Annotated in this window: 9 protein-coding genes, 1 tRNA gene and 1 pseudogene; 10 read left to right on the top strand and 1 reads right to left on the bottom strand. The window is 41.6% G+C overall.

Annotated features, from left to right (window positions below; translation table 11 throughout):
• Nucleotides 1-10: 10 nt before the first annotated feature.
• The 3 genes from HMPREF2987_RS02385 (at nt 11) to HMPREF2987_RS02375 (ending at nt 6185) form a co-directional block, all read left to right on the top strand.
• Nucleotides 11-1093: a carbamoyl phosphate synthase small subunit gene (locus tag HMPREF2987_RS02385; RefSeq protein ID WP_075229174.1), complete on the top strand. Its 1083-nt coding sequence runs from the start codon at nt 11-13 to the stop codon at nt 1091-1093.
• Between the two features lie 243 nt (nt 1094-1336).
• The gene (gene carB, locus HMPREF2987_RS02380; RefSeq protein WP_075229173.1) at nt 1337-4513 is read left to right on the top strand and encodes a carbamoyl-phosphate synthase large subunit; all 3177 of its coding nucleotides are present in this window, start codon (nt 1337-1339) and stop codon (nt 4511-4513) included.
• Nucleotides 4514-4850: 337 nt separating this feature from the next.
• On the top strand, nt 4851-6185 hold the full coding sequence (locus HMPREF2987_RS02375; protein ID WP_075229172.1) for an Nramp family divalent metal transporter: 1335 nt from the start codon (nt 4851-4853) through the stop codon (nt 6183-6185).
• A 161-nt stretch (nt 6186-6346) separates the two neighbouring features.
• On the opposite strand, the gene HMPREF2987_RS02370 is transcribed toward HMPREF2987_RS02375, so the two are convergent.
• Nucleotides 6347-6434 (bottom strand) — tRNA-Ser (locus HMPREF2987_RS02370).
• Nucleotides 6435-6595: 161 nt separating this feature from the next.
• Here HMPREF2987_RS02370 and HMPREF2987_RS02365 point away from each other — a divergent pair.
• From HMPREF2987_RS02365 to HMPREF2987_RS02340, 7 genes and pseudogenes are all read left to right on the top strand, one after another.
• On the top strand, nt 6596-7336 hold the full coding sequence (locus HMPREF2987_RS02365; RefSeq protein ID WP_075229171.1) for a DeoR/GlpR family DNA-binding transcription regulator: 741 nt from the start codon (nt 6596-6598) through the stop codon (nt 7334-7336).
• Complete coding sequence (gene pfkB / locus HMPREF2987_RS02360) at nt 7333-8244, top strand: 1-phosphofructokinase (RefSeq protein WP_075229170.1); 912 nt, start codon at nt 7333-7335, stop codon at nt 8242-8244. The genes HMPREF2987_RS02365 and pfkB overlap by 4 nt, the downstream gene beginning before the upstream one ends.
• A pseudogene (locus HMPREF2987_RS11395) lies at nt 8241-8623 on the top strand (fructose PTS transporter subunit IIA); the annotation flags it as partial. The gene pfkB and the pseudogene HMPREF2987_RS11395, both read left to right, overlap by 4 nt.
• Entirely contained in the window at nt 8612-10195 is a 1584-nt protein-coding gene (locus HMPREF2987_RS02355) for a PTS fructose transporter subunit IIC (RefSeq protein ID WP_373878853.1), read from the top strand. The pseudogene HMPREF2987_RS11395 and the gene HMPREF2987_RS02355, both read left to right, overlap by 12 nt.
• A gap of 162 nt (nt 10196-10357) precedes the next feature.
• A complete protein-coding gene (locus HMPREF2987_RS02350; protein ID WP_075229169.1) occupies nt 10358-11149 on the top strand; it encodes a HEAT repeat domain-containing protein in 792 nt (263 codons plus the stop codon).
• 128 nt (nt 11150-11277) lie between these two features.
• On the top strand, nt 11278-13608 hold the full coding sequence (locus HMPREF2987_RS02345) for a DNA translocase FtsK (RefSeq protein WP_075229168.1): 2331 nt from the start codon (nt 11278-11280) through the stop codon (nt 13606-13608).
• Between the two features lie 329 nt (nt 13609-13937).
• Nucleotides 13938-20630 carry a SpGH101 family endo-alpha-N-acetylgalactosaminidase gene (locus HMPREF2987_RS02340; protein ID WP_083312403.1) on the top strand — a complete coding sequence of 2231 codons (6693 nt, stop codon included), beginning with the start codon at nt 13938-13940 and terminating at the stop codon, nt 20628-20630.
• Nucleotides 20631-20673 lie beyond the last annotated feature (43 nt).

Raw genomic sequence — 20673 nt, 5'->3', positions numbered from 1 at the left:
AGGTGAATTTATGACAAAACGACTTCTAGTATTAGAAGATGGTACAATTTTTGAAGGAAAAGCCTTTGGGGCTGAAATTGACGTCACGGGTGAGATCGTCTTTAATACTGGGATGACTGGTTACCAAGAATCGATTACAGACCAGTCTTATAATGGACAAATCCTGACCTTTACCTATCCTTTGGTGGGTAATTATGGGATTAACCGTGATGACTACGAGTCTATCAGTCCAACCTGTAAAGGTGTAGTGGTGTTTGAAGAAGCTCGTAGAGCCAGTAACTGGCGCAACCAGATGACACTGGATGAATTTTTGAAGTCTAAGAAAATCCCTGGTATTTCAGGTATTGATACACGGGCTTTGACAAAAATCATTCGTAAACATGGGACTATGAGAGCGACTCTGACACATGTGGGAGATAGTATCGATCACATCACAGATCAGCTTCAAGCGACCGTTCTACCGATTGATAATATCAAGCAAGTTTCTACCAAAACTGCTTATCCAGCTCCAGGGGTAGGTTTGAGCGTGGTGCTTGTTGACTTTGGGCTCAAGCATTCGATTTTGAGAGAATTGTCTAAGAGAGACTGTAATGTAACGGTGGTTCCTTATACAACAACTGCTGAGGAAATTCTTCACTTGAATCCGGATGGTGTTATGCTGTCAAATGGTCCAGGAAATCCTGAGGATGTACCAGAGGCACTAGAGATGATTCGTGGAGTTCAAGGTAAAATTCCGATTTTTGGGATTTGTATGGGGCATCAGCTCTTTTCAATGGCTAATGGTGCCAAGACCTATAAGATGAAGTTTGGCCACCGTGGCTTTAACCATGCAGTCCGTGAAATTGCAACAGGGCGCGTGGATTTTACTAGTCAGAACCACGGATATGCGGTGAGTCGAGAAGATTTTCCAGAGCACTTGATGATTACTCATGAGGAAATCAATGATAAATCCGTAGAAGGAGTACGACATAGATATCAACCTGCCTTCTCCGTACAATTCCACCCAGACGCTGCACCTGGCCCACATGATGCAAGCTATCTTTTTGACGAGTTTATTGAAATGATGGAAGCTTTTAAAGCAAGCAATCGTTAAAACTAACAACTTCCCGTATGAGATTTTTTATAGTAAAGCATCGTTTCGCTAAAAAATCGTCGGAGAATTTATTTAATGGCAACCAGAGAGTTGCCGAATAGAAAGGAGAAGGGTACAATGTTCGCGGAAGTGAACACGCCCTAAGAACTGTGTGAAAAAGATAAACATCGTCTTGACGCTGAAGGCGTCTGCACCGAGTTTCCTATTTTCACTTTGTTCTTGACGGGCTTTGTATCATAAACTATGCCTAAACGTACTGATATTCAAAAAATTATGGTGATTGGTTCTGGTCCGATTATTATTGGTCAGGCTGCTGAGTTTGACTATGCTGGAACCCAGGCCTGCTTGTCTTTGAAAGAGGAAGGGTATGAGGTTGTCTTGGTAAACTCAAACCCTGCGACTATCATGACGGACAAGGAGATTGCGGACAAGGTTTACATTGAGCCGATCACACTTGAGTTTGTAACGCGTATTCTTCGTAAGGAGCGTCCAGATGCCTTGCTTCCAACACTTGGAGGTCAAACAGGCCTTAACATGGCCATGGAATTGTCTAAAAATGGTATTCTTGATGAATTGGGAGTAGAACTTCTCGGGACTAAATTGTCTGCCATCGACCAAGCTGAAGACCGTGATCTCTTTAAACAATTGATGGAAGAACTCAAGCAACCGATTCCAGAATCAGAAATTGTAAACACGGTTGAAGAAGCAGTTGCCTTTGCAGCAACTATTGGCTACCCAGTTATCGTCCGCCCAGCCTTTACTCTAGGTGGTACTGGTGGTGGTATGTGTGCCAACGAAGAAGAATTGCGCGAGATCGCTGAGAATGGCTTGAAGTTGTCACCTGTTACCCAGTGTTTGATTGAACGTTCAATCGCTGGCTTTAAGGAAATTGAATATGAAGTTATGCGTGACTCAGCTGACAATGCCCTTGTTGTTTGTAACATGGAAAACTTTGACCCCGTTGGGATTCACACAGGAGACTCGATCGTATTTGCCCCAGCGCAGACTATGTCAGACTATGAAAACCAAATGCTTCGTGATGCAAGTTTGAGCATCATCCGCGCTCTCAAGATTGAAGGTGGATGTAACGTTCAGTTGGCCCTCGATCCACACAGCTTTAAGTACTATGTCATCGAAGTAAACCCTCGTGTATCTCGTTCTTCAGCCCTTGCTTCCAAGGCGACAGGTTATCCAATCGCTAAATTGGCTGCTAAGATTGCAGTCGGTTTGACCTTAGATGAGGTCATCAACCCAGTTACAGGTTCAACTTATGCCATGTTTGAGCCAGCCCTTGACTACGTGGTTGCCAAGATTCCACGTTTCCCATTTGACAAGTTTGAAAAAGGTGAACGCCGTCTTGGTACCCAGATGAAGGCGACTGGAGAAGTCATGGCCATTGGTCGTAATATTGAAGAGTCACTTCTTAAAGCTTGTCGTTCGCTTGAAATCGGGGTGCATCACAATGAAATGCCTGAACTTGCAGATGTTTCAGATGATGCCTTGATTGAAAAAGTTGTCAAGGCTCAAGATGACCGTCTCTTCTACGTATCAGAAGCTATTCGTCGTGGTTATACACCTGAGGAAATTGCTGAGCTTACAAAAATCGATATCTTCTATCTTGATAAACTTTTGCATATCTTTGAAATTGAGCAAGAATTGGGCTCACATCCACAAGATCTTGAAGTTTTGAAAACAGCAAAATTGAATGGATTTTCAGACCGTAAGATTGCTGAACTATGGAAAACGACAGCTGACCAAGTTCGCCAGCTTCGTTTAGAAAACAAGATTGTCCCAGTTTACAAGATGGTAGATACTTGTGCCGCAGAGTTTGAATCAGAAACTCCGTACTTCTACTCAACCTATGGTTGGGAAAATGAGTCTATCAAGTCTGATAAGGAATCTGTACTGGTCCTAGGTTCTGGTCCAATCCGTATCGGTCAAGGAGTTGAGTTTGACTATGCGACTGTTCACTCTGTTAAGGCTATCCAAGCTGCTGGCTACGAAGCCATCATTATGAACTCAAACCCAGAGACAGTTTCAACAGACTTCTCTGTATCTGATAAACTCTACTTTGAACCATTAACGTTCGAAGATGTGATGAATGTTATCGACTTAGAGCAACCAAAAGGTGTTATTGTTCAGTTCGGTGGTCAAACAGCTATCAACCTAGCTGAGCCATTAGCAAAAGCTGGGGTGACTATCCTTGGTACTCAAGTTGCTGACTTGGACCGTGCAGAAGACCGTGACCTCTTCGAACAAGCCCTCAAAGACTTGGATATTCCACAACCTCCTGGACAAACAGCAACCAATGAAGAAGAAGCAGTACTTGCTGCACGTAAGATCGGATTCCCAGTTCTAGTTCGCCCTTCATATGTTTTGGGTGGACGTGCCATGGAAATCGTTGAGAATGAAGATGATCTTCGTTCTTACATGCGTACTGCGGTTAAGGCAAGTCCAGACCATCCTGTTCTTGTTGACTCTTATATCGTCGGACAAGAGTGTGAAGTCGATGCCATTTCAGATGGACAAAATGTCCTCATCCCAGGTATCATGGAACATATCGAACGCGCTGGTGTCCACTCAGGTGACTCCATGGCGGTTTATCCTCCACAAACCTTGTCTCAAAAGGTTCAAGAAACAATTGCAGACTACACCAAACGTCTTGCAATTGGCCTCAACTGTCTTGGGATGATGAATATTCAGTTTGTTATCAAGGATGAGAAAGTCTACGTTATTGAAGTTAACCCTCGTGCCAGTCGGACTGTTCCATTCCTTTCTAAAGTAACCAATATCCCAATGGCTCAGGTAGCGACTAAGTTAATTCTTGGTCAAAGTCTTGAAGAACTTGGTTACCAAGATGGACTTTACCCAGAAAGCACTCGCGTTCATATCAAGGCACCAGTCTTCTCCTTTACCAAGCTAGCTAAGGTAGACAGCTTGCTCGGTCCTGAAATGAAGTCAACAGGGGAAGTTATGGGTTCTGATACAACTCTTGAAAAAGCACTCTACAAGGCCTTTGAAGCTTCTTATCTTCACTTGCCAACCTTTGGGAATGTTGTCTTTACTATCGCTGATGATGCCAAGGAAGAAGCTTTGGGATTGGCTCGTCGTTTCCAAGAGATTGGATACGGGATTTTGGCAACTCAAGGAACAGCAGCCTTCTTTGAAAATCATGGTCTTAAGGCCCAATTGGTAGGGAAAATTGGTGATGATGAAAAGGATATTCCGAGCTTTGTACGCAAAGGGAAAATCCAAGCTATCGTCAATACCGTTGGAACAAAACGTACAGCAGACGAAGACGGTGAGCAAATTCGTCGTTCAGCCATTGAACATGGCGTGCCACTCTTCACAGCCTTGGATACAGCAGATGCTATGCTTAAGGTGCTTGAAAGTAGAAGTTTTGTCACAGAAGCGATTTAACCTCTGCTTTATTTGAGAATAAATTATTAACCAGCGTCTAAAGCGCTGGTTTTTACTTTTTTATAGAGAAATCGAGTAGAAAAAATAGTTACAGTTCACCATTAAATGTCAAAGTTTATCAATAGATTTATCATTACCGTTAATGAGTAGACTTATTCTGACTTTCCATAAAATTTTGTTGAATTTTATGATATAATAGGGGCAAATTGAGAAAATGAGCAAGTATTTTCATAAGTCCTTTCAAAAAATCTCTTAACTTCTAGATATAAATTTGTGATCTCGGCTTCTCAATATTAGAATAGTAGGAAAAGACAAGATTAGAAAGAGGTAAGTATCTATGTCTTCTCATAAAAAAGTTTCACTCTCTGAGATTAATCAGTCTATTGATACTCCAAATAATAATCATTTCTGGCAAAATTTAAAGGCCTTCTTGGGGCCAGGAGCACTTGTGGCAGTTGGTTATATGGATCCTGGAAACTGGATTACCAGTGTCGTCGGTGGGGCTTCCTATAAGTACAGTCTCTTGTTTGTCATCTTGATTTCATCGCTTATTGCCATGCAGCTTCAGCAGATGGCTGGAAAGCTTGGAATTGTAACTCAGATGGACCTGGCTCAAGCAACAGCTCATCATTCACCTAAATGGCTTCGTTATAGTCTATGGGTGATTTTGGAGTTGGCCTTGATGGCGACAGATTTGGCAGAAGTTCTAGGTTCAGCCATTGCCCTCAATCTTCTCTTTAAAATTCCGATTATGATAGCCATCCTCTTGACAGTTTTAGATGTCTTTCTCTTATTGCTCCTGATGAAGTTTGGCTTTAAGAAGATAGAAGCTATCGTGACCACGCTAATTTTAACGATCTTAGCAATCTTTACTTACCTAGTAGCTTTGTCACATCCAAGCTTCCAAGGAATCGTTGAAGGTTATCTGCCAAATGCAACCTTATTTGAGAGTCCTCTGCCTGGGCATGAAAGTCAATTAACCTTGGCATTAGGGATCGTGGGTGCGACAGTGATGCCCCACAACCTCTATTTGCATTCTTCCTTGTCTCAAACTCGGAAAATCAATCACAAAGACAAGAATGATGTTCGAAAAGCCGTGCGCTTTATGACCTGGGATTCGAATCTTCAACTGTCCTTGGCCTTTATCGTTAACTCCCTTCTTTTAATCTTAGGGGCGTCTCTCTTTTTCGGACATGCATCTGAAATTTCTGCCTTTTCTCAAATGTATAACGCCCTGCAGGATTCTACCATTGCGGGAGCTATAGCTAGCTCAACCTTATCAACCTTGTTTGCCTTGGCTCTTTTAGCCAGTGGTCAGAATTCGACTATCACAGGTACCTTGACAGGACAAATCGTTATGGAAGGTTTCTTGCATATGCGATTGCCTCAGTGGTTCATTCGTTTGGCGACTCGTCTCTTTGCCTTACTGCCTGTTATGATAGTAGCGGTTCTGTTTGGTCATCAAGAAAAAACCTTGGATCAGTTATTGGTTTATTCACAGGTCTTTCTTTCAATCGCTCTTCCATTTTCAATCTTTCCTTTGATTTATCTAACTTCTAAGAAATCACTGATGGGAGAATTTACCAATGCCAAGTGGAATACCATCCTTGGTTATATTGTTTCCATTATCTTGACCATCCTCAATGTGAAATTGCTATTTGATATTTTTTAAGAGCATCTGAGATGAAGTGGAAGAAGACTAGCATTTGATTATTAAAAATGACGAAAAAGAAATCACCCGAGAGTTAAATCTTGGGTGATTTTTTAGAATCCTCATCTTAGACGAAAATCCATTATAAAAAGCTGCATCAAGATGCAGCCACACTATAGCTACGGAAGACATGGGATTCGAACCCACGCACGCTTTCACACGCCTACCGCGTTTCCAACACGGCCTCTTAAGCCTCTTGAGTAATCTTCCAATCCTTACTAAAATAGTTTAACATAAAGGGAATTATCTTGCAAATAAAATTCAAACAATTGGCAAAATGATAGAAAATGAAAGAAAATGACAAAAAGTGCTTGACTTTGCTATTTTTTGTGATAGAATGATTATTGTAATCGTTAACAGGAGGTGAGTAAGTGCTAAAAACTGAGAGAAAAAAGTTGATTTTAGAGGAGCTAGGCAAACATAAAGTCGTTACTTTAGAGAAATTAGTAGGCTTGCTAGATACTTCAGAATCAACAGTTAGGCGAGATTTAGATGAATTGGAGTCGGAAAATAAACTTCGCCGAGTGCATGGAGGAGCAGAGTTGCCTCACTCTTTGCAAGAAGAAGAAACCATTCAAGAAAAATCTGTCAAAAACCTTCAAGAGAAAAAGTTGATTGCTCAAAAGGCAGCTTCTCTCATCAAAGAAAAGGATGTTATCTTTGTGGATGCAGGAAGTACGACAGCCTTTCTCATTAAGGAGTTGGAGCGAAAAGACATTACCGTAGTAACCAACTCCATCCACCATGCGGTTCAATTAGTGGATAAGCAAATTCCAACTGTTATTATTGGTGGTGGAGTTAAGATGACAACGGATGCTAGTATCGGCGGAGTGGCTCTCAACCAGATTAACCAACTGCACTTTGATCGTGCCTTTATCGGAATGAACGGTGTAGATGAAGGTTATTATACAACTCCAGATATGGAGGAGGGAGCGGTTAAGCGAGCTATTCTAGAAAATGCCAAACAAACCTATGTTTTGGCGGATTCGTCTAAGGTTGGTCAGTCTTGTTTCGCTAAGGTCGCCCCTATAAAACGAGCTATTGTGATTACAAGCAAGGGTCACGAGCTCTTGTCAGCTATCAAAGAGAAAACGGAGGTTATCGAAGTATGATTTATACAATCACGCTTAATCCATCTATTGACTACATTGTCCGTCTGGATAAAGTGGAAGTTGGTAGTGTCAATCGTATGGACAGTGATGATAAGTTTGCTGGTGGTAAGGGAATCAATGTTAGCCGTGTCTTGAAACGCTTAGATATTCCAAATACTGCGACAGGCTTCATCGGTGGCTTTACAGGTAAATTTATCACAGACACTTTGGCTGAAGAGCAAATTGAAACACGATTTGTCCAAGTGGCAGAAGATACGCGTATCAATGTCAAGATTAAAGCCGACCAAGAAACAGAAATCAACGGAACTGGGCCTACTGTTGAACCAGAACAGCTTGAAGAGTTGAAAGCTATTCTTTCAAGTTTAACAGCAGAAGATACAGTTGTCTTTGCAGGTTCAAGCGCTAAGAACCTAGGCAATGTCATCTACAAGGATTTGATTGCTTTGACGCGTCAGACAGGTGCTCAAGTGGTTTGTGACTTTGAAGGTCAGACCTTGATCGATAGTTTGGATTATCAACCACTTTTAGTCAAACCAAACAATCATGAACTTGGAGCTATCTTTGGAGTCAAGCTTGAAAACCTTGATGAAATAGAGAAATACGCTCGAGAATTGCTGGCTAAAGGTGCTCAAAACGTTATTATCTCTATGGCTGGTGATGGTGCCCTTCTGGTAACATCAGATGGAGCATACTTTGCTAAACCGATCAAGGGAACCGTGAAAAACTCAGTGGGTGCTGGTGACTCGATGGTTGCTGGATTTACGGGTGAGTTTGTCAAATCAAAAGACGCAGTAGAAGCCTTCAAATGGGGAGTGGCTTGTGGAACAGCAACTACATTTTCAGATGATTTAGCAACTGCAACATTTATTAAAGAAACTTATGAAAAAGTTGAGGTAGAAAAAAGATGAAAATTCAAGATTTATTGAGAAAAGATGTGATGTTGCTGGATTTGCAAGCAACTGAAAAAACAGCAGTTATTGAAGAAATGATTCATAGCTTGGTTGATCACGGATACGTGTCAGATTTTGAAACCTTTAAAGAAGGAATTTTAGCGCGTGAAGCTTTGACTTCTACAGGTTTGGGTGACGGTATCGCAATGCCTCACAGCAAAACGCTGCTGTTAAAGAAGCGACAGTTCTCTTTGCTAAGTCAAACAAAGGTGTTGACTACGAAAGCTTGGACGGGCAACCAACTGACCTCTTCTTTATGATTGCGGCTCCAGAAGGTGCTAATGATACGCACTTGGCTGCCTTAGCCGAATTGTCTCAATACTTGATGAAAGACGGCTTTGCTGACAAACTTCGTCAAGTAACAACAGCTGATCAAGTTATCGACCTCTTTGACCAAGCTTCAGAAAAAGCTCAAGAACCAGTACAAGTTTCTGCAAATGACTCTGATGACTTCATCGTAGCAGTTACAGCGTGTACAACAGGTATTGCCCACACTTACATGGCTCAAGAAGCTCTTCAAAAAGTGGCTGCTGAAATGGGTGTTGGTATCAAGGTTGAAACCAACGGTGCTAGTGGTGTTGGCAACCAATTGACAGCAGAAGATATCCGTAAGGCTAAAGCTGTTATTATTGCTGCAGATAAGGCTGTTGAAATGGATCGTTTTGATGGTAAACCATTGGTGAACCGTCCAGTTGCAGATGGTATTCGTAAGACAGAAGAGTTGATCAACTTGGCTCTTTCTGGTAATGCTGAAGTATATCGTGCTGCTAATGGAGCGCAAGCTTCAACAGCATCTAATGAAAAACAAAGTCTAGGTGGTGCTTTCTACAAACACTTGATGAGTGGTGTATCTCAAATGTTGCCATTCGTTATCGGTGGTGGTATCATGATTGCCCTTGCCTTCTTGATTGATGGTGCTTTGGGTGTGCCAAATGAAAACCTTGGCAATCTTGGTTCTTACCATGAGCTAGCTTCTATGTTCATGAAAATTGGTGGTGCAGCCTTTGGCTTGATGCTCCCAGTCTTTGCAGGATATGTTGCCTACTCTATCGCTGAAAAACCAGGTTTGGTAGCTGGTTTCGTGGCTGGTGCTATTGCCAAAGAAGGTTTTGCCTTTGGTAAAATCCCTTATGCCGCAGGTGGTGAAGCAACTTCAACTCTTGCTGGTGTCTCATCTGGTTTCCTAGGCGCCCTTGTGGGTGGATTTATCGCAGGTGCTTTGGTGCTTGCTATCAAGAAATACGTTAAAGTTCCTCGTTCACTTGAAGGTGCTAAATCAATCCTTCTCTTGCCACTTCTTGGAACAATCTTGACTGGATTTGTCATGCTTGCTGTTAACATCCCAATGGCAGCAATCAACACTGCTATGAACGACTTCCTTGGGGGTCTTGGAGGCGGTTCAGCTGTCCTTCTTGGTATCGTTCTTGGAGGAATGATGGCTGTCGATATGGGTGGACCTGTCAATAAAGCAGCTTATGTCTTTGGTACTGGTACTCTTGCAGCAACAGTGTCAACAGGTGGTTCAGTAGCTATGGCAGCAGTTATGGCTGGAGGAATGGTTCCACCACTTGCGATCTTCGTTGCAACACTTCTCTTTAAAGATAAATTCACAAAAGAAGAACGCAACTCAGGTTTGACAAACATCGTTATGGGCTTGTCATTCATCACTGAAGGTGCGATTCCATTTGGTGCGGCTGACCCAGCTCGTGCTATCCCAAGCTTTATCCTTGGTTCATCAGTGGCAGGTGGACTTGTTGGTCTTGCAGGTATCAAACTGATGGCACCTCACGGAGGAATCTTCGTTATCGCCCTTACAACAAATGCCCTTCTTTACCTTGTCTTTGTCTTGATTGGAGCACTTGTTAGTGGTGTAGTTTATGGTTACCTTCGTAAACCTTTAGAAAAATAATTACAAATACATTCAAATGACTGAACACGAAAGTGGGCAGTCATTTTTTGATAATGAAGTTAGGGAGACAGGTCTTTAAAGTGATATAATAGAGATAAATATTAGAGAATTTAAATGATAGAATGCTGAAGTTCTACAAATATCTTAGAGGAGATAAGTGTCATGAGTGATTCTAGAAAAGAAGGAATCGACAAACTAAAGAAAGCAAAGATCTCTCACCAAAATCTTACAAAAGAAGAGTTGCAGAAGGTTTATGCCAGCTTGGTGGAGGAAGATTTTCCTGATTCTAAACGAATTCATTTTATAGCTGATTTAGGTAGGAGCCCAGAAATTGCCTTTCATTTTGAACTCATTTGCAAAGATTGGGAGGAAGGGACTGACCTAAATTTTGAAGCAAGTTTTGACCAGCATGGGCAGGAGGGGATAGACTATCTTTTGGAAACTCTCGATCAAGAGGAAGATGAGAGTCAACGCATTTTGATTGTTTATTTCCTAGCGAAAATCCTTTCCAAAGTAAGACATAGAGATTTTTATGCGTCTTCTTGCAAGCAAGTACTTCCTGTTCTGATCTCTCTTTTACCTAGTCCAGAAGCTTCGAATCGTAGAAAGCTAATCATTGCCCTAGGGTGGATTGGTTCAATAAGTGAGATAGAAACCTTAGGCCAACATCTCTTGACTGACAAAGATCCACTTTGTCGTGCCTGGTCTGCCAGTAGTTTGATGCAATTATCTTTTCATCAAGTTGAAAAAGAAGTCTTGATAGAGAAAACAAAGGGTTTGTTTGGTGAAGCAATTGCAGAAGAAAAGGATTTGCAGGCTTGTGCTCTGATGATAGAAGCAGTTCAAGTTTTATTTGGGAAAAAATGGATACCTACATCTGCTGTGGAGAATCTAGAAGTCGAAAAGATTGAGAAAGCAAGAAAATCAGCAATCAGATTTTTAAAGAAGCAGTGATCTAAAGTTGTTGAAAAATCATACAGAAAAGAAACTGCAGAATTATTAACGAAAGATGATTGTGTCTAGTAGATGTGGTCATTTTTTTCACTTTAAACAAAGTTTCTGAAGTGTGTTATAATAGAAATATGGCAAACAAAAAAACAAGTAAAACAAGACGGAGACCGTCAAAAGCTGAATTAGAAAGAAAGCAAGCTATCCAACGGATGTTAATTTCCTTAGTCATAGCTTTTTGCTTAATGTTCGCTGCTCTGAAATTAGGAGCAGTGGGACTCACCCTCTATAATCTCATTCGTCTATTAGTAGGAAGTCTGGCCTATCTGGTCATCTTTGTCGTTCTAGTTTATCTTTTTCTCTTTAAATGGATTCGGAAGCAAGAAGGTCTGATCTCAGGTTTTCTTTGCATTTTTTCAGGCTTATTGCTGATTTTTGAAGCTTATCTTGTATGGAAATATGGCATCGAGCAGTCTGTCTTTAAGGGAACTTTAGCCCAAGTTTTGACAGATTTGACAGGATTTCGTGTGACTAGCTTTGCTGGAGGAGGACTTCTAGGTGTTGCTCTTTATATTCCAGTCGCCTTTCTCTTTTCAAATATTGGCACTTATTTTATCGGAGCTATCTTAATCTTAATCGGTGCTCTTCTAGTTAGTCCCTGGTCTGTCTATGATGTCGCTGATTTTCTTGGAGTACGTTTTGCACTTTGGATGGAGCGACGTGAGCAGAGGAAACAAGAACGCTTCATCAAACGAGAAGAAGAAAAAGCTCGTAAGGAAGCAGAGGAACAGGAAAGACTAGAAAAAGAACAAGCAGAGCAAGCCTTATTGGATATACCTCCTGTTGATTTGGAAACTGGCGAGATTTTAGAAGCTCCTCCTGTTCACTTTGATGATTTACCACCACTTCCAGAGGAAGAATGGGTGGAACCTGAGATTATTCTCCCGCAAGCGGACTATGATTATCCTAAAGTAGATGACATTCCTCAGGAGGATGACTATGCAGAAGATGAAGATGTTGAAGTAGATTTTTCTGCTAAAAAGGCCTTGGAGTATAAACTCCCCAGCTTGCAACTCTTCGCACCTGATAAACCAAAAGATCAGTCAAAAGAAAAGAAAATCGTACGAGAAAATATCAAAATTTTGGAAGAAACCTTTGCGAGTTTCGGTATCAAGGTAACGGTTGAACGTGCTGAAATCGGTCCATCTGTTACCAAGTACGAAGTCAAGCCAGCAGTTGGTGTTCGTGTCAATCGCATTTCCAATCTAGCAGATGACTTGGCTCTGGCCTTGGCTGCGAAAGATGTCCGTATTGAAGCACCGATTCCAGGGAAATCCTTGGTCGGGATTGAAGTGCCTAACTCTGAAATTGCGACCGTATCCTTTCGAGAGCTCTGGGAACAATCACAAACTAAACCTGAAAATCTGCTAGAAATCCCCCTTGGCAAAGCCGTCAATGGTACAGCTCGCAGTTTCGACCTGGCTAAAATGCCTCACTTGCTAGTAGCTGGTTCGACAGGGTCTGGTAAATCTGTTGCAGTCAATGGTATCATTGCAAGTATTCTTATGAAGGCACGTCCAGACCAAGTCAAGTTTATGATGGTGGATCCGAAGATGGTTGAGTTGTCAGTCTATAATGATATTCCTCACCTCTTGATTCCGGTCGTGACTAACCCTCGTAAGGCTAGTAAGGCTTTGCAAAAGGTTGTTGATGAGATGGAAAATCGCTATGAACTTTTTGCTAAAGTCGGAGTTCGGAATATTGCTGGTTTCAATGCCAAGGTTGAGGAATTCAACGCTCAATCTGAGTACAAACAAGTACCTCTTCCTTTGATTGTTGTGATTGTTGATGAGTTAGCTGACCTTATGATGGTGGCCAGCAAGGAAGTAGAAGATGCCATTATCCGTCTTGGACAGAAGGCGCGTGCAGCTGGTATTCATATGATCCTCGCGACCCAGCGTCCGTCGGTTGATGTTATTTCTGGTTTGATTAAGGCTAATGTACCATCTCGTGTAGCCTTTGCTGTATCTTCTGGAACGGATTCACGTACGATTTTGGATGAAAATGGTGCGGAGAAATTGCTTGGTCGAGGGGATATGCTCTTCAAACCAATCGATGAAAACCACCCTGTTCGCTTGCAAGGTTCCTTTATCTCGGATGATGATGTGGAACGTATTGTCGGCTTCATTAAGGCTCAAGCAGATGCTGATTATGATGATAGTTTTGATCCAGGAGAAGTTTCTGAGACAGATGCTGAGTCTGGCACAGGAGATGAAGGTGGAGATCCACTATTTGAAGAAGCCAAGGCTCTGGTCATTGAAACTCAAAAAGCGAGCGCATCCATGATTCAACGTAGATTATCAGTTGGTTTTAACCGAGCAACTCGCTTGATGGAAGAATTAGAAATGGCTGGGGTTATTGGACCTGCAGAAGGAACAAAACCTCGAAAAGTCTTACAACAATAAAAAACGTAAAAATAGTATAAAAATGCATGGAAACTTTATTGAAACGTTAGACGAAGTTAGTTTAACTTTTCTGATGAGGTTTCTTTTTTTGTGTCGAAATGGCTAGAAATAAGGCCTTCTGAAATTCTATTCAGAATAGTCAGGAAAATGGATTATACTTTTACTAGTTTTACCTGTTAAAGTATTGATTTTTTAAACTGTTTTTGATATATTAAATTGGTATAGAAAAAATTATATGTTTATCTAGTGGCGTTAAAAAAATGAGGAGGATATTTTTTTAAACAAAAATGCAAACGCTTACTTTGTAAACTGAAAGGAACAATAAACCGATGGATAAAAGATTATTTGAAAAACGTTGCAAATATAGTATTCGGAAATTTTCATTAGGGGTTGCTTCTGTCATGATTGGTGCAGCTTTCTTTGGAACTAGCACTGTTTTTGCAGATTCTCCGCAAACAGGCTCAACAGCAAATATGCCAGCAGATTTGGCTGCAGCTCTTGCTAACGCAAAAGAAGATGATGGACGTGATTTTGAGGCGCCAAAACCTGGTGAAGACCAAGGTTCTCCTGAAATAACTGAAGGACCAAAAACAGAAGAAGAATTACTTGAGAAAGAAAAAGCAGCAGCAGCTTCAGATGCTCTTCCAGAAGACTTACGTGGAAAACTTGATAAGGCTGAAGAAAATGGCAGTACTGTATCAAAAGAGGAATTAGCAAAAGAAGACAAGAGTCTTGTTCCAGAAGATGTCGCTAAAACAAAAAATGGTGAATTAAACTATGGTGCAACAGTAAAAATTCAAAGTGCAGCTGGTGTTGGTAGCGGTATCGTCATCGGTGAAAATCTAGTTTTATCTGTTTCTCATAACTTTATCAAAGATGTTCCAGACGGAAATAATCGCAAGGTAGCTGATAATATTGAAAGTGATGGCGATGTTTATTCAGTTTCTTACGAAGGAGCACCTGATGTTAAATTCAGTAAGAATGATGTTAAGCACTGGGACCGTGAAGGCTTCCTAAAAGGATATAAGAATGACTTGGCCATCGTTAAGCTTCGTTCTCCTCTTGCTAACGCTCCTGTTGAAGTGACTGACAAACCTGCAACTACTAAGGTTGGAGATAAGGTACACGTGTTTGGTTATCCAACTGGAAAACTTTCTCCAATCCTCAATACGACAGTTGAAGATATCAATAATCACGGCGAAGGTGTTCGTGGCATCAGCTATCAAGGAAGTGAACCAGGTGCAAGTGGTGGCGGAATTTTCGATGAAAATGGAAAATTGATCGGTATCCACCAAAATGGTGTTGTTGGAAGCCGTAGTGGAGGGATTCTCTTCTCACCAGCGCAACTTGAATGGATTCAAAACTATATCAAGGGCATTGAAACAACAAAACCAGCAGGTCTAGATGCACTTGATAAACAAGTTGAAGACAAGGAAGAAAAACCAAAAGAAGATAAGCCGAAAGAAGAAAAACCAGCTGAAAACAAACCAGCTGAAAGAAAAGAAGTCAAACCAGAATGGAAAACTGTTGAAAATAAAGAACAACAGGGAACTGTAACGATTCGTGAAGAAAATGGAGTTCGTTACAACCAACTAGCGTCAACTGCTCAAAATGACAATGGTAAAAAACCAGCCTTGTTTGAAAAAGAAGGTTTGACTGTTGATGAAAATGGAAATGCTACAGTTGATTTGACCTTCAAAGAAGATTCTGAAACAGGTAAATCACGCTTTGGTGTCTTTATGAAATTTAAAGATACCGATAACAACGTTTTTGTAGGGTATGACCAAGGCGGATGGTTCTGGGAATACAAGACAAATGGTAGTGGACTTTGGTACCAAGGTGGTCGTGTTGCAGCACCAGTAAATGGTTCTGTCAACCACTTGACTATCAGCCTCAAATCAGATGGACAACTTAACGCAACAAACAATGATGTCAAACTCTTTGACACACTTACCTTACCATCTGCAGTAAATGAAAAGCTCAAAGATGAGAAGAAAATCGTTCTTAAGGCTGGAAGCTATGGTAGCGAGAGAACCATTGTAAATGTTAAAACTGATGACCAAGAAGGCGTGAAAAAAGACCAAGAGGCTGCTGAAAAAGAAAAAGGTGATACAGTAGACGATAGCAAAGTTATATACGACACTATCGAATCTACAGTATTGAAAGCAGTTATTGACCAAGCTTTCCCACGTATTAAAGAATACGTACTAAACGGCAACAAGCTTCCAGGTCAAGTTCAACAAATAAACAAAGTCCTCATCAATAAAAAGGCAGTAACTCCTGAAGTTACTTATAAGAAGATTAATGCAACAACTGCCGAGTATGAAATGAAACTCCGTGATGCGGAAAACCTCATCAATGCAGATATGACAGTTCGTTTGCAAGTGGTGGACAATCAACTTCACTTTGATGTGACTAAGATTGTCAACCATAACCAAGTAACACCAGGACAAAAGATTGATGATGAACGTAAACTACTTTCTTCAATCAGCTTCCTAGGCAATGCCTTGGTGTCTGTATCAAGTGACCAGGCTGGAGCTAAGTTTGATGGTGCAACCATGTCAAACAATACTCACGTAAGTGGTGACGACCATATCGAAGTAACAAATCCAATGAAAGATCTGGCTAAAGGCTACATGTATGGGTTCGTTTCAACAGACAAGCTTGCAGCAGGTGTATGGAGTAACTCACAAAACAGCTACGGTGGTGGTTCTTACGACTGGACACGTTTGACAGCCTACAAGAACACTATTGGTAATGCTAACTACGTTGAAATTCATAGCTCTGAATGGCAGTGGGAAAAAGCTCACAATGGTATCGTCTACCCAGCGTATACTAAGGAACTTCCAAGTGCTAAAGTTGTCATCACAGAAGATGCCAATGCTGATAATAAAGTAGACTGGCAAGATGGTGCGATTGCTTATCGAAGCATTATGAACAACCCTCAAGGTTGGGAAAAAGTTAAAAATATTACAGCCTATCGTATCGCCATGAACTTTGGTTCACAAGCGCAAAACCCATTCCTCATGACCTTGGATGGTATCAAGAAGATCAACCTCCACACCGATGGTCTTGGTCAGGGTGTCCTCCTTAAAGGTTACGGTAGTGAAGGGCATGACTCAGGTCACCTAAACTACGCAGATATCGGTAAACGTATCGGTGGTACAGAGGACTTTAAAGCTCTTATTGAAAAAGCTAAGAAATATGGTGCCCACCTCGGTATTCACGTCAACGCCTCAGAAACCTATCCTGAATCAAAATACTTCAATGAAAATATCCTTCGTAAAAATGCTGATGGAAGCTATAGCTACGGTTGGAACTGGCTTGACCAAGGTATCAATATCGATGCAGCTTACGACTTAGCTCATGGACGTTTGGCTCGTTGGGAAGAATTGAAGAAAGAATTGGGTGAAGGCTTAGACTTCATCTATGTCGACGTTTGGGGTAACGGTCAATCAGGAGACAACGGTGCTTGGGCAACTCACGTTCTTGCGAAAGAAATCAACAAACAAGGTTGGCGTTTTGCAATTGAGTGGGGCCATGGTGGTGAGTATGACTCTACCTTCCATCACTGGGCAGCTGACTTGACTTATGGTGGCTATACCAATAAAGGTATCAACAGTGCCATCACTCGCTTTATCCGTAACCACCAAAAAGATGCCTGGGTTGGTGATTACAGAAGCTACGGAGGTGCGGCAAACTACCCACTTCTAGGCGGATACAGCATGAAAGACTTCGAAGGCTGGCAAGGCCGTAGCGACTATAATGGTTATGTAACCAACTTGTTTGCCCACGATGTTATGACCAAATACTTCCAACACTTCACTGTTAGCAAATGGGAAAATGGTAAACCAGTAACCATGACTGACAATGGTGGCACATACAAGTGGACGCCTGAAATGAAGGTTGAATTGGTCGATGAGGAAAACAACAAGGTAGTTGTTACTCGTAAATCTAACGATGTTAATAGCCCACAATATCGTGAACGTACAGTTACTCTCAACGGTCGTGTCATTCAAGATGGTTCAGCCTACTTGACACCTTGGAACTGGGATGCAAATGGTAACAAGCTTACTGGTGACAAGGAAAAGATGTACTACTTCAATACTGAAAAAGGTGCAACAACTTGGACGCTTCCTAGCGACTGGGCAAATGGCAAAGTTTACCTTTACAAGTTAACAGACCAAGGTAAGACTGAAGAACAAGAAGTAGCTGTCAAAGATGGTAAGATTACCCTTGATCTCCTAGCAAACCAACCTTATGTTCTTTATCGTTCTAAACAAACAAATCCTGAAATGTCATGGAGTGAAGGAATGCATATCTATGACCAAGGATTTAACAGCGAATCTTTGGATCATTGGAAGATCACAGGTGATGCATCTAAGGCTGAAATCGTGAAGTCTCAAGGTGCCAACCAAATGCTTCGTATCCAAGGCAATAAAGAAAAAGTTAGTCTCACTCAAAAATTGACTGGCTTGAAACCAAATACTAAATATGCAGTCTATGTCGGTGTGGACAACCGTAGTGATGCTAAAGCAAGCATTACTGTTAATACTGGTGAGAAAGAAGTGACCAACTACACTAACAAGTCACTCGCTCTCAACTATGTTAAAGCATACGCTCATAACACACGTCGTGACAACGCAACTGTTAATGATACAAGTTACTTCCAAAATATGTATGCCTTCTTCACAACAGGTTCAGATGTATCAAATGTAACCTTGACCTTGAGTCGTGAAGCAGGAGAAGAGGCAACTTACTTCGACGAAATCCGTACCTTCGAAAATGACTCTGCTATGTATGGTGATGGTCACGATACTGCAACAGGCGTCTTCAAACAAGACTTTGAAAATGTTGGACAAGGTATCTTCCCATTTGTCATCGGTGGAATCGAAGGTGTTGAAGACAACCGTACTCACTTGTCTGAAAAACATGCTCCATACACACAACGTGATTGGAACGGCAAGAAAGTTGATGATGTTATCGAAGGAAATTGGTCACTCAAGACAAACGGTCTCGTTAGCCGTCGTAACTTGGTTTACCAAACAATTCCACAAAACTTCCGCTTTGAAGCAGGTAAGACCTACCGTATTACATTTGACTACGAAGCAGGTTCTGATAGTACTTACGCATTTGTTGTAGGTAAGGGAGAATTCCAATCTGGCCGTCGTGGTAGTCAAGCAAGCGATCTCGAAATGCATGAATTACCAAACTCATGGACAGATTCTCCAAAAGCAAAACGCGCAACCTTCCTTGTGACAGGTGCTGAAACTGGCGATACTTGGATCGGTATCTACTCAACAGGTAACGCAAGTAATACTCGTGGAGATTCTGGTGGTAATGCTAACTTCCGTGGTTACAATGACTTCATGATGGATAGACTTCAAATCGAAGAGATTGTCTTGACAGGTAAGATGATGACAGAAAATGCAGTCAAGAACTATCTTCCAACTGTAGCCATGACTAATTACACCCAAGAATCTATGGATGCTTTGAAAGAAGCAGTCTTCAACCTCAGTCAAGCAGACGATGACATCAGTGTAGAAGAGGCTAAAGCAGAAATCGCTAAAGTCAATGCTTTGAAAGACGCTTTGGTCATGAAGAAAGTAGCTCTTGTGGCAGATGACTTTGCAAGTCTTTCAGCTCCTGCTCAAGCTGGTGAAGGTCTTGAAAATGCCTTTGACGGTAACTTGTCTAGCCTATGGCATACATCATGGAGCGGTGGAGATGTTGGTAAACCAGCAACCATGGTCTTGAAGGAACCAACTGAAATCACAGGCTTCCGTTATGTTCCACGTGGTTCAGGTTCAAATGGTAACTTGAGAGATGTAACTCTTGTAGTAACTGATGAAACAGGCAAGGAACATACCTTCAATGCAACTAATTGGGCTGATAATAACAAGCCAAAAGATATTGACTTTGGTAAGACTATCAAAGCTAAGAAGATTGTCCTAACAGGAACAAGAACTTACGGAGATGGTGGTAACCAATATCAATCAGCTGCAGAATTGATCTTTGCTCGTCCGCAAGTTGCTGAAGCAGGTCTCGATACATCAGCATATGAAGCAGCCTTGGCTAAGGCTCAAAAATTGACTAATAAGAGCAATCAAGAAGAAGTGGCAAGTGTTGTTGCTAGCATGAAATACGCAACTGATAATCATCTATTGACTAATAGAATGCTTGAATACTTTGCAGATTATCTTGATCAATTGAAAGATGAAACACCTACTCCAACTCCAGATCCAGAGCCAACTCCAGATCCGAAACCAACTCCAGATCCAGAGCCAACTCCAGATCCAGAGCCAACTCCGGACCCAGAACCAACTCCGGACCCAGAACCAACACCAGATCCAGAAACTCCAACATCAAGTAAGGGTGACGAAGCAGCACCAGTCGTTGAAGTTCCGGAATTCACAGGTGGTGTAAATGGTGCTGAAGCAACTATTCATGAAGTTCCAGAATACACAGGGGTTCTAGGTACAGCAGGTGATGAACCAGCACCGGTTGTAGAACTTCCAGAATATACAGGGGTTCTAGGTACAGCAGGCGATGAGCCAGCACCAGTTGTAGAAGTTCCAGAGTATACAGGACTAGTTGGAACGGCAGGAGAAGAAGTAGCTGTAAACGAAGTTCCAGAATTCAAGGGTGGAGTTAACGCAGCAGAAGCAACTGTGAGCCAAGCACCAGAATTTACAGGTGGTGTAAATGGAGCTGAAGCAACAATTCATGAAGTACCAGAGTTTACCGGTGGTGTGAATGGAAGTGATGGCGCAATCCATGAAGTTCCAGAATACAAAGGCCAAATTGGTACAGTAGGTAACCAACCTGCGCCTGTAGTGGAAAAACCAGAGTATCGAGAAGATTCAAAACTTTCAGTAGAGAATAAAGATACATCTAAAGAGGTAAATTCAAATGCTCTTCCAAATACGGGTGAACATAACTCTGAAACAGCTCTCTTCATCGCAAGTGTTAGCATGGCAGTTTCAGCAGCACTCTTAACTGTCAAAAGAAAAGAAGATTAAAATATAAGAGAGTTTTCGTCTAACGATGGCTCGAACTCCTTAC

Source organism: Streptococcus sp. HMSC067H01, assembly GCF_001814775.1.
Classification (GTDB): Bacteria; Bacillota; Bacilli; order Lactobacillales; family Streptococcaceae; genus Streptococcus.
This window is presented reverse-complemented; position numbering and strand designations above follow the sequence as displayed.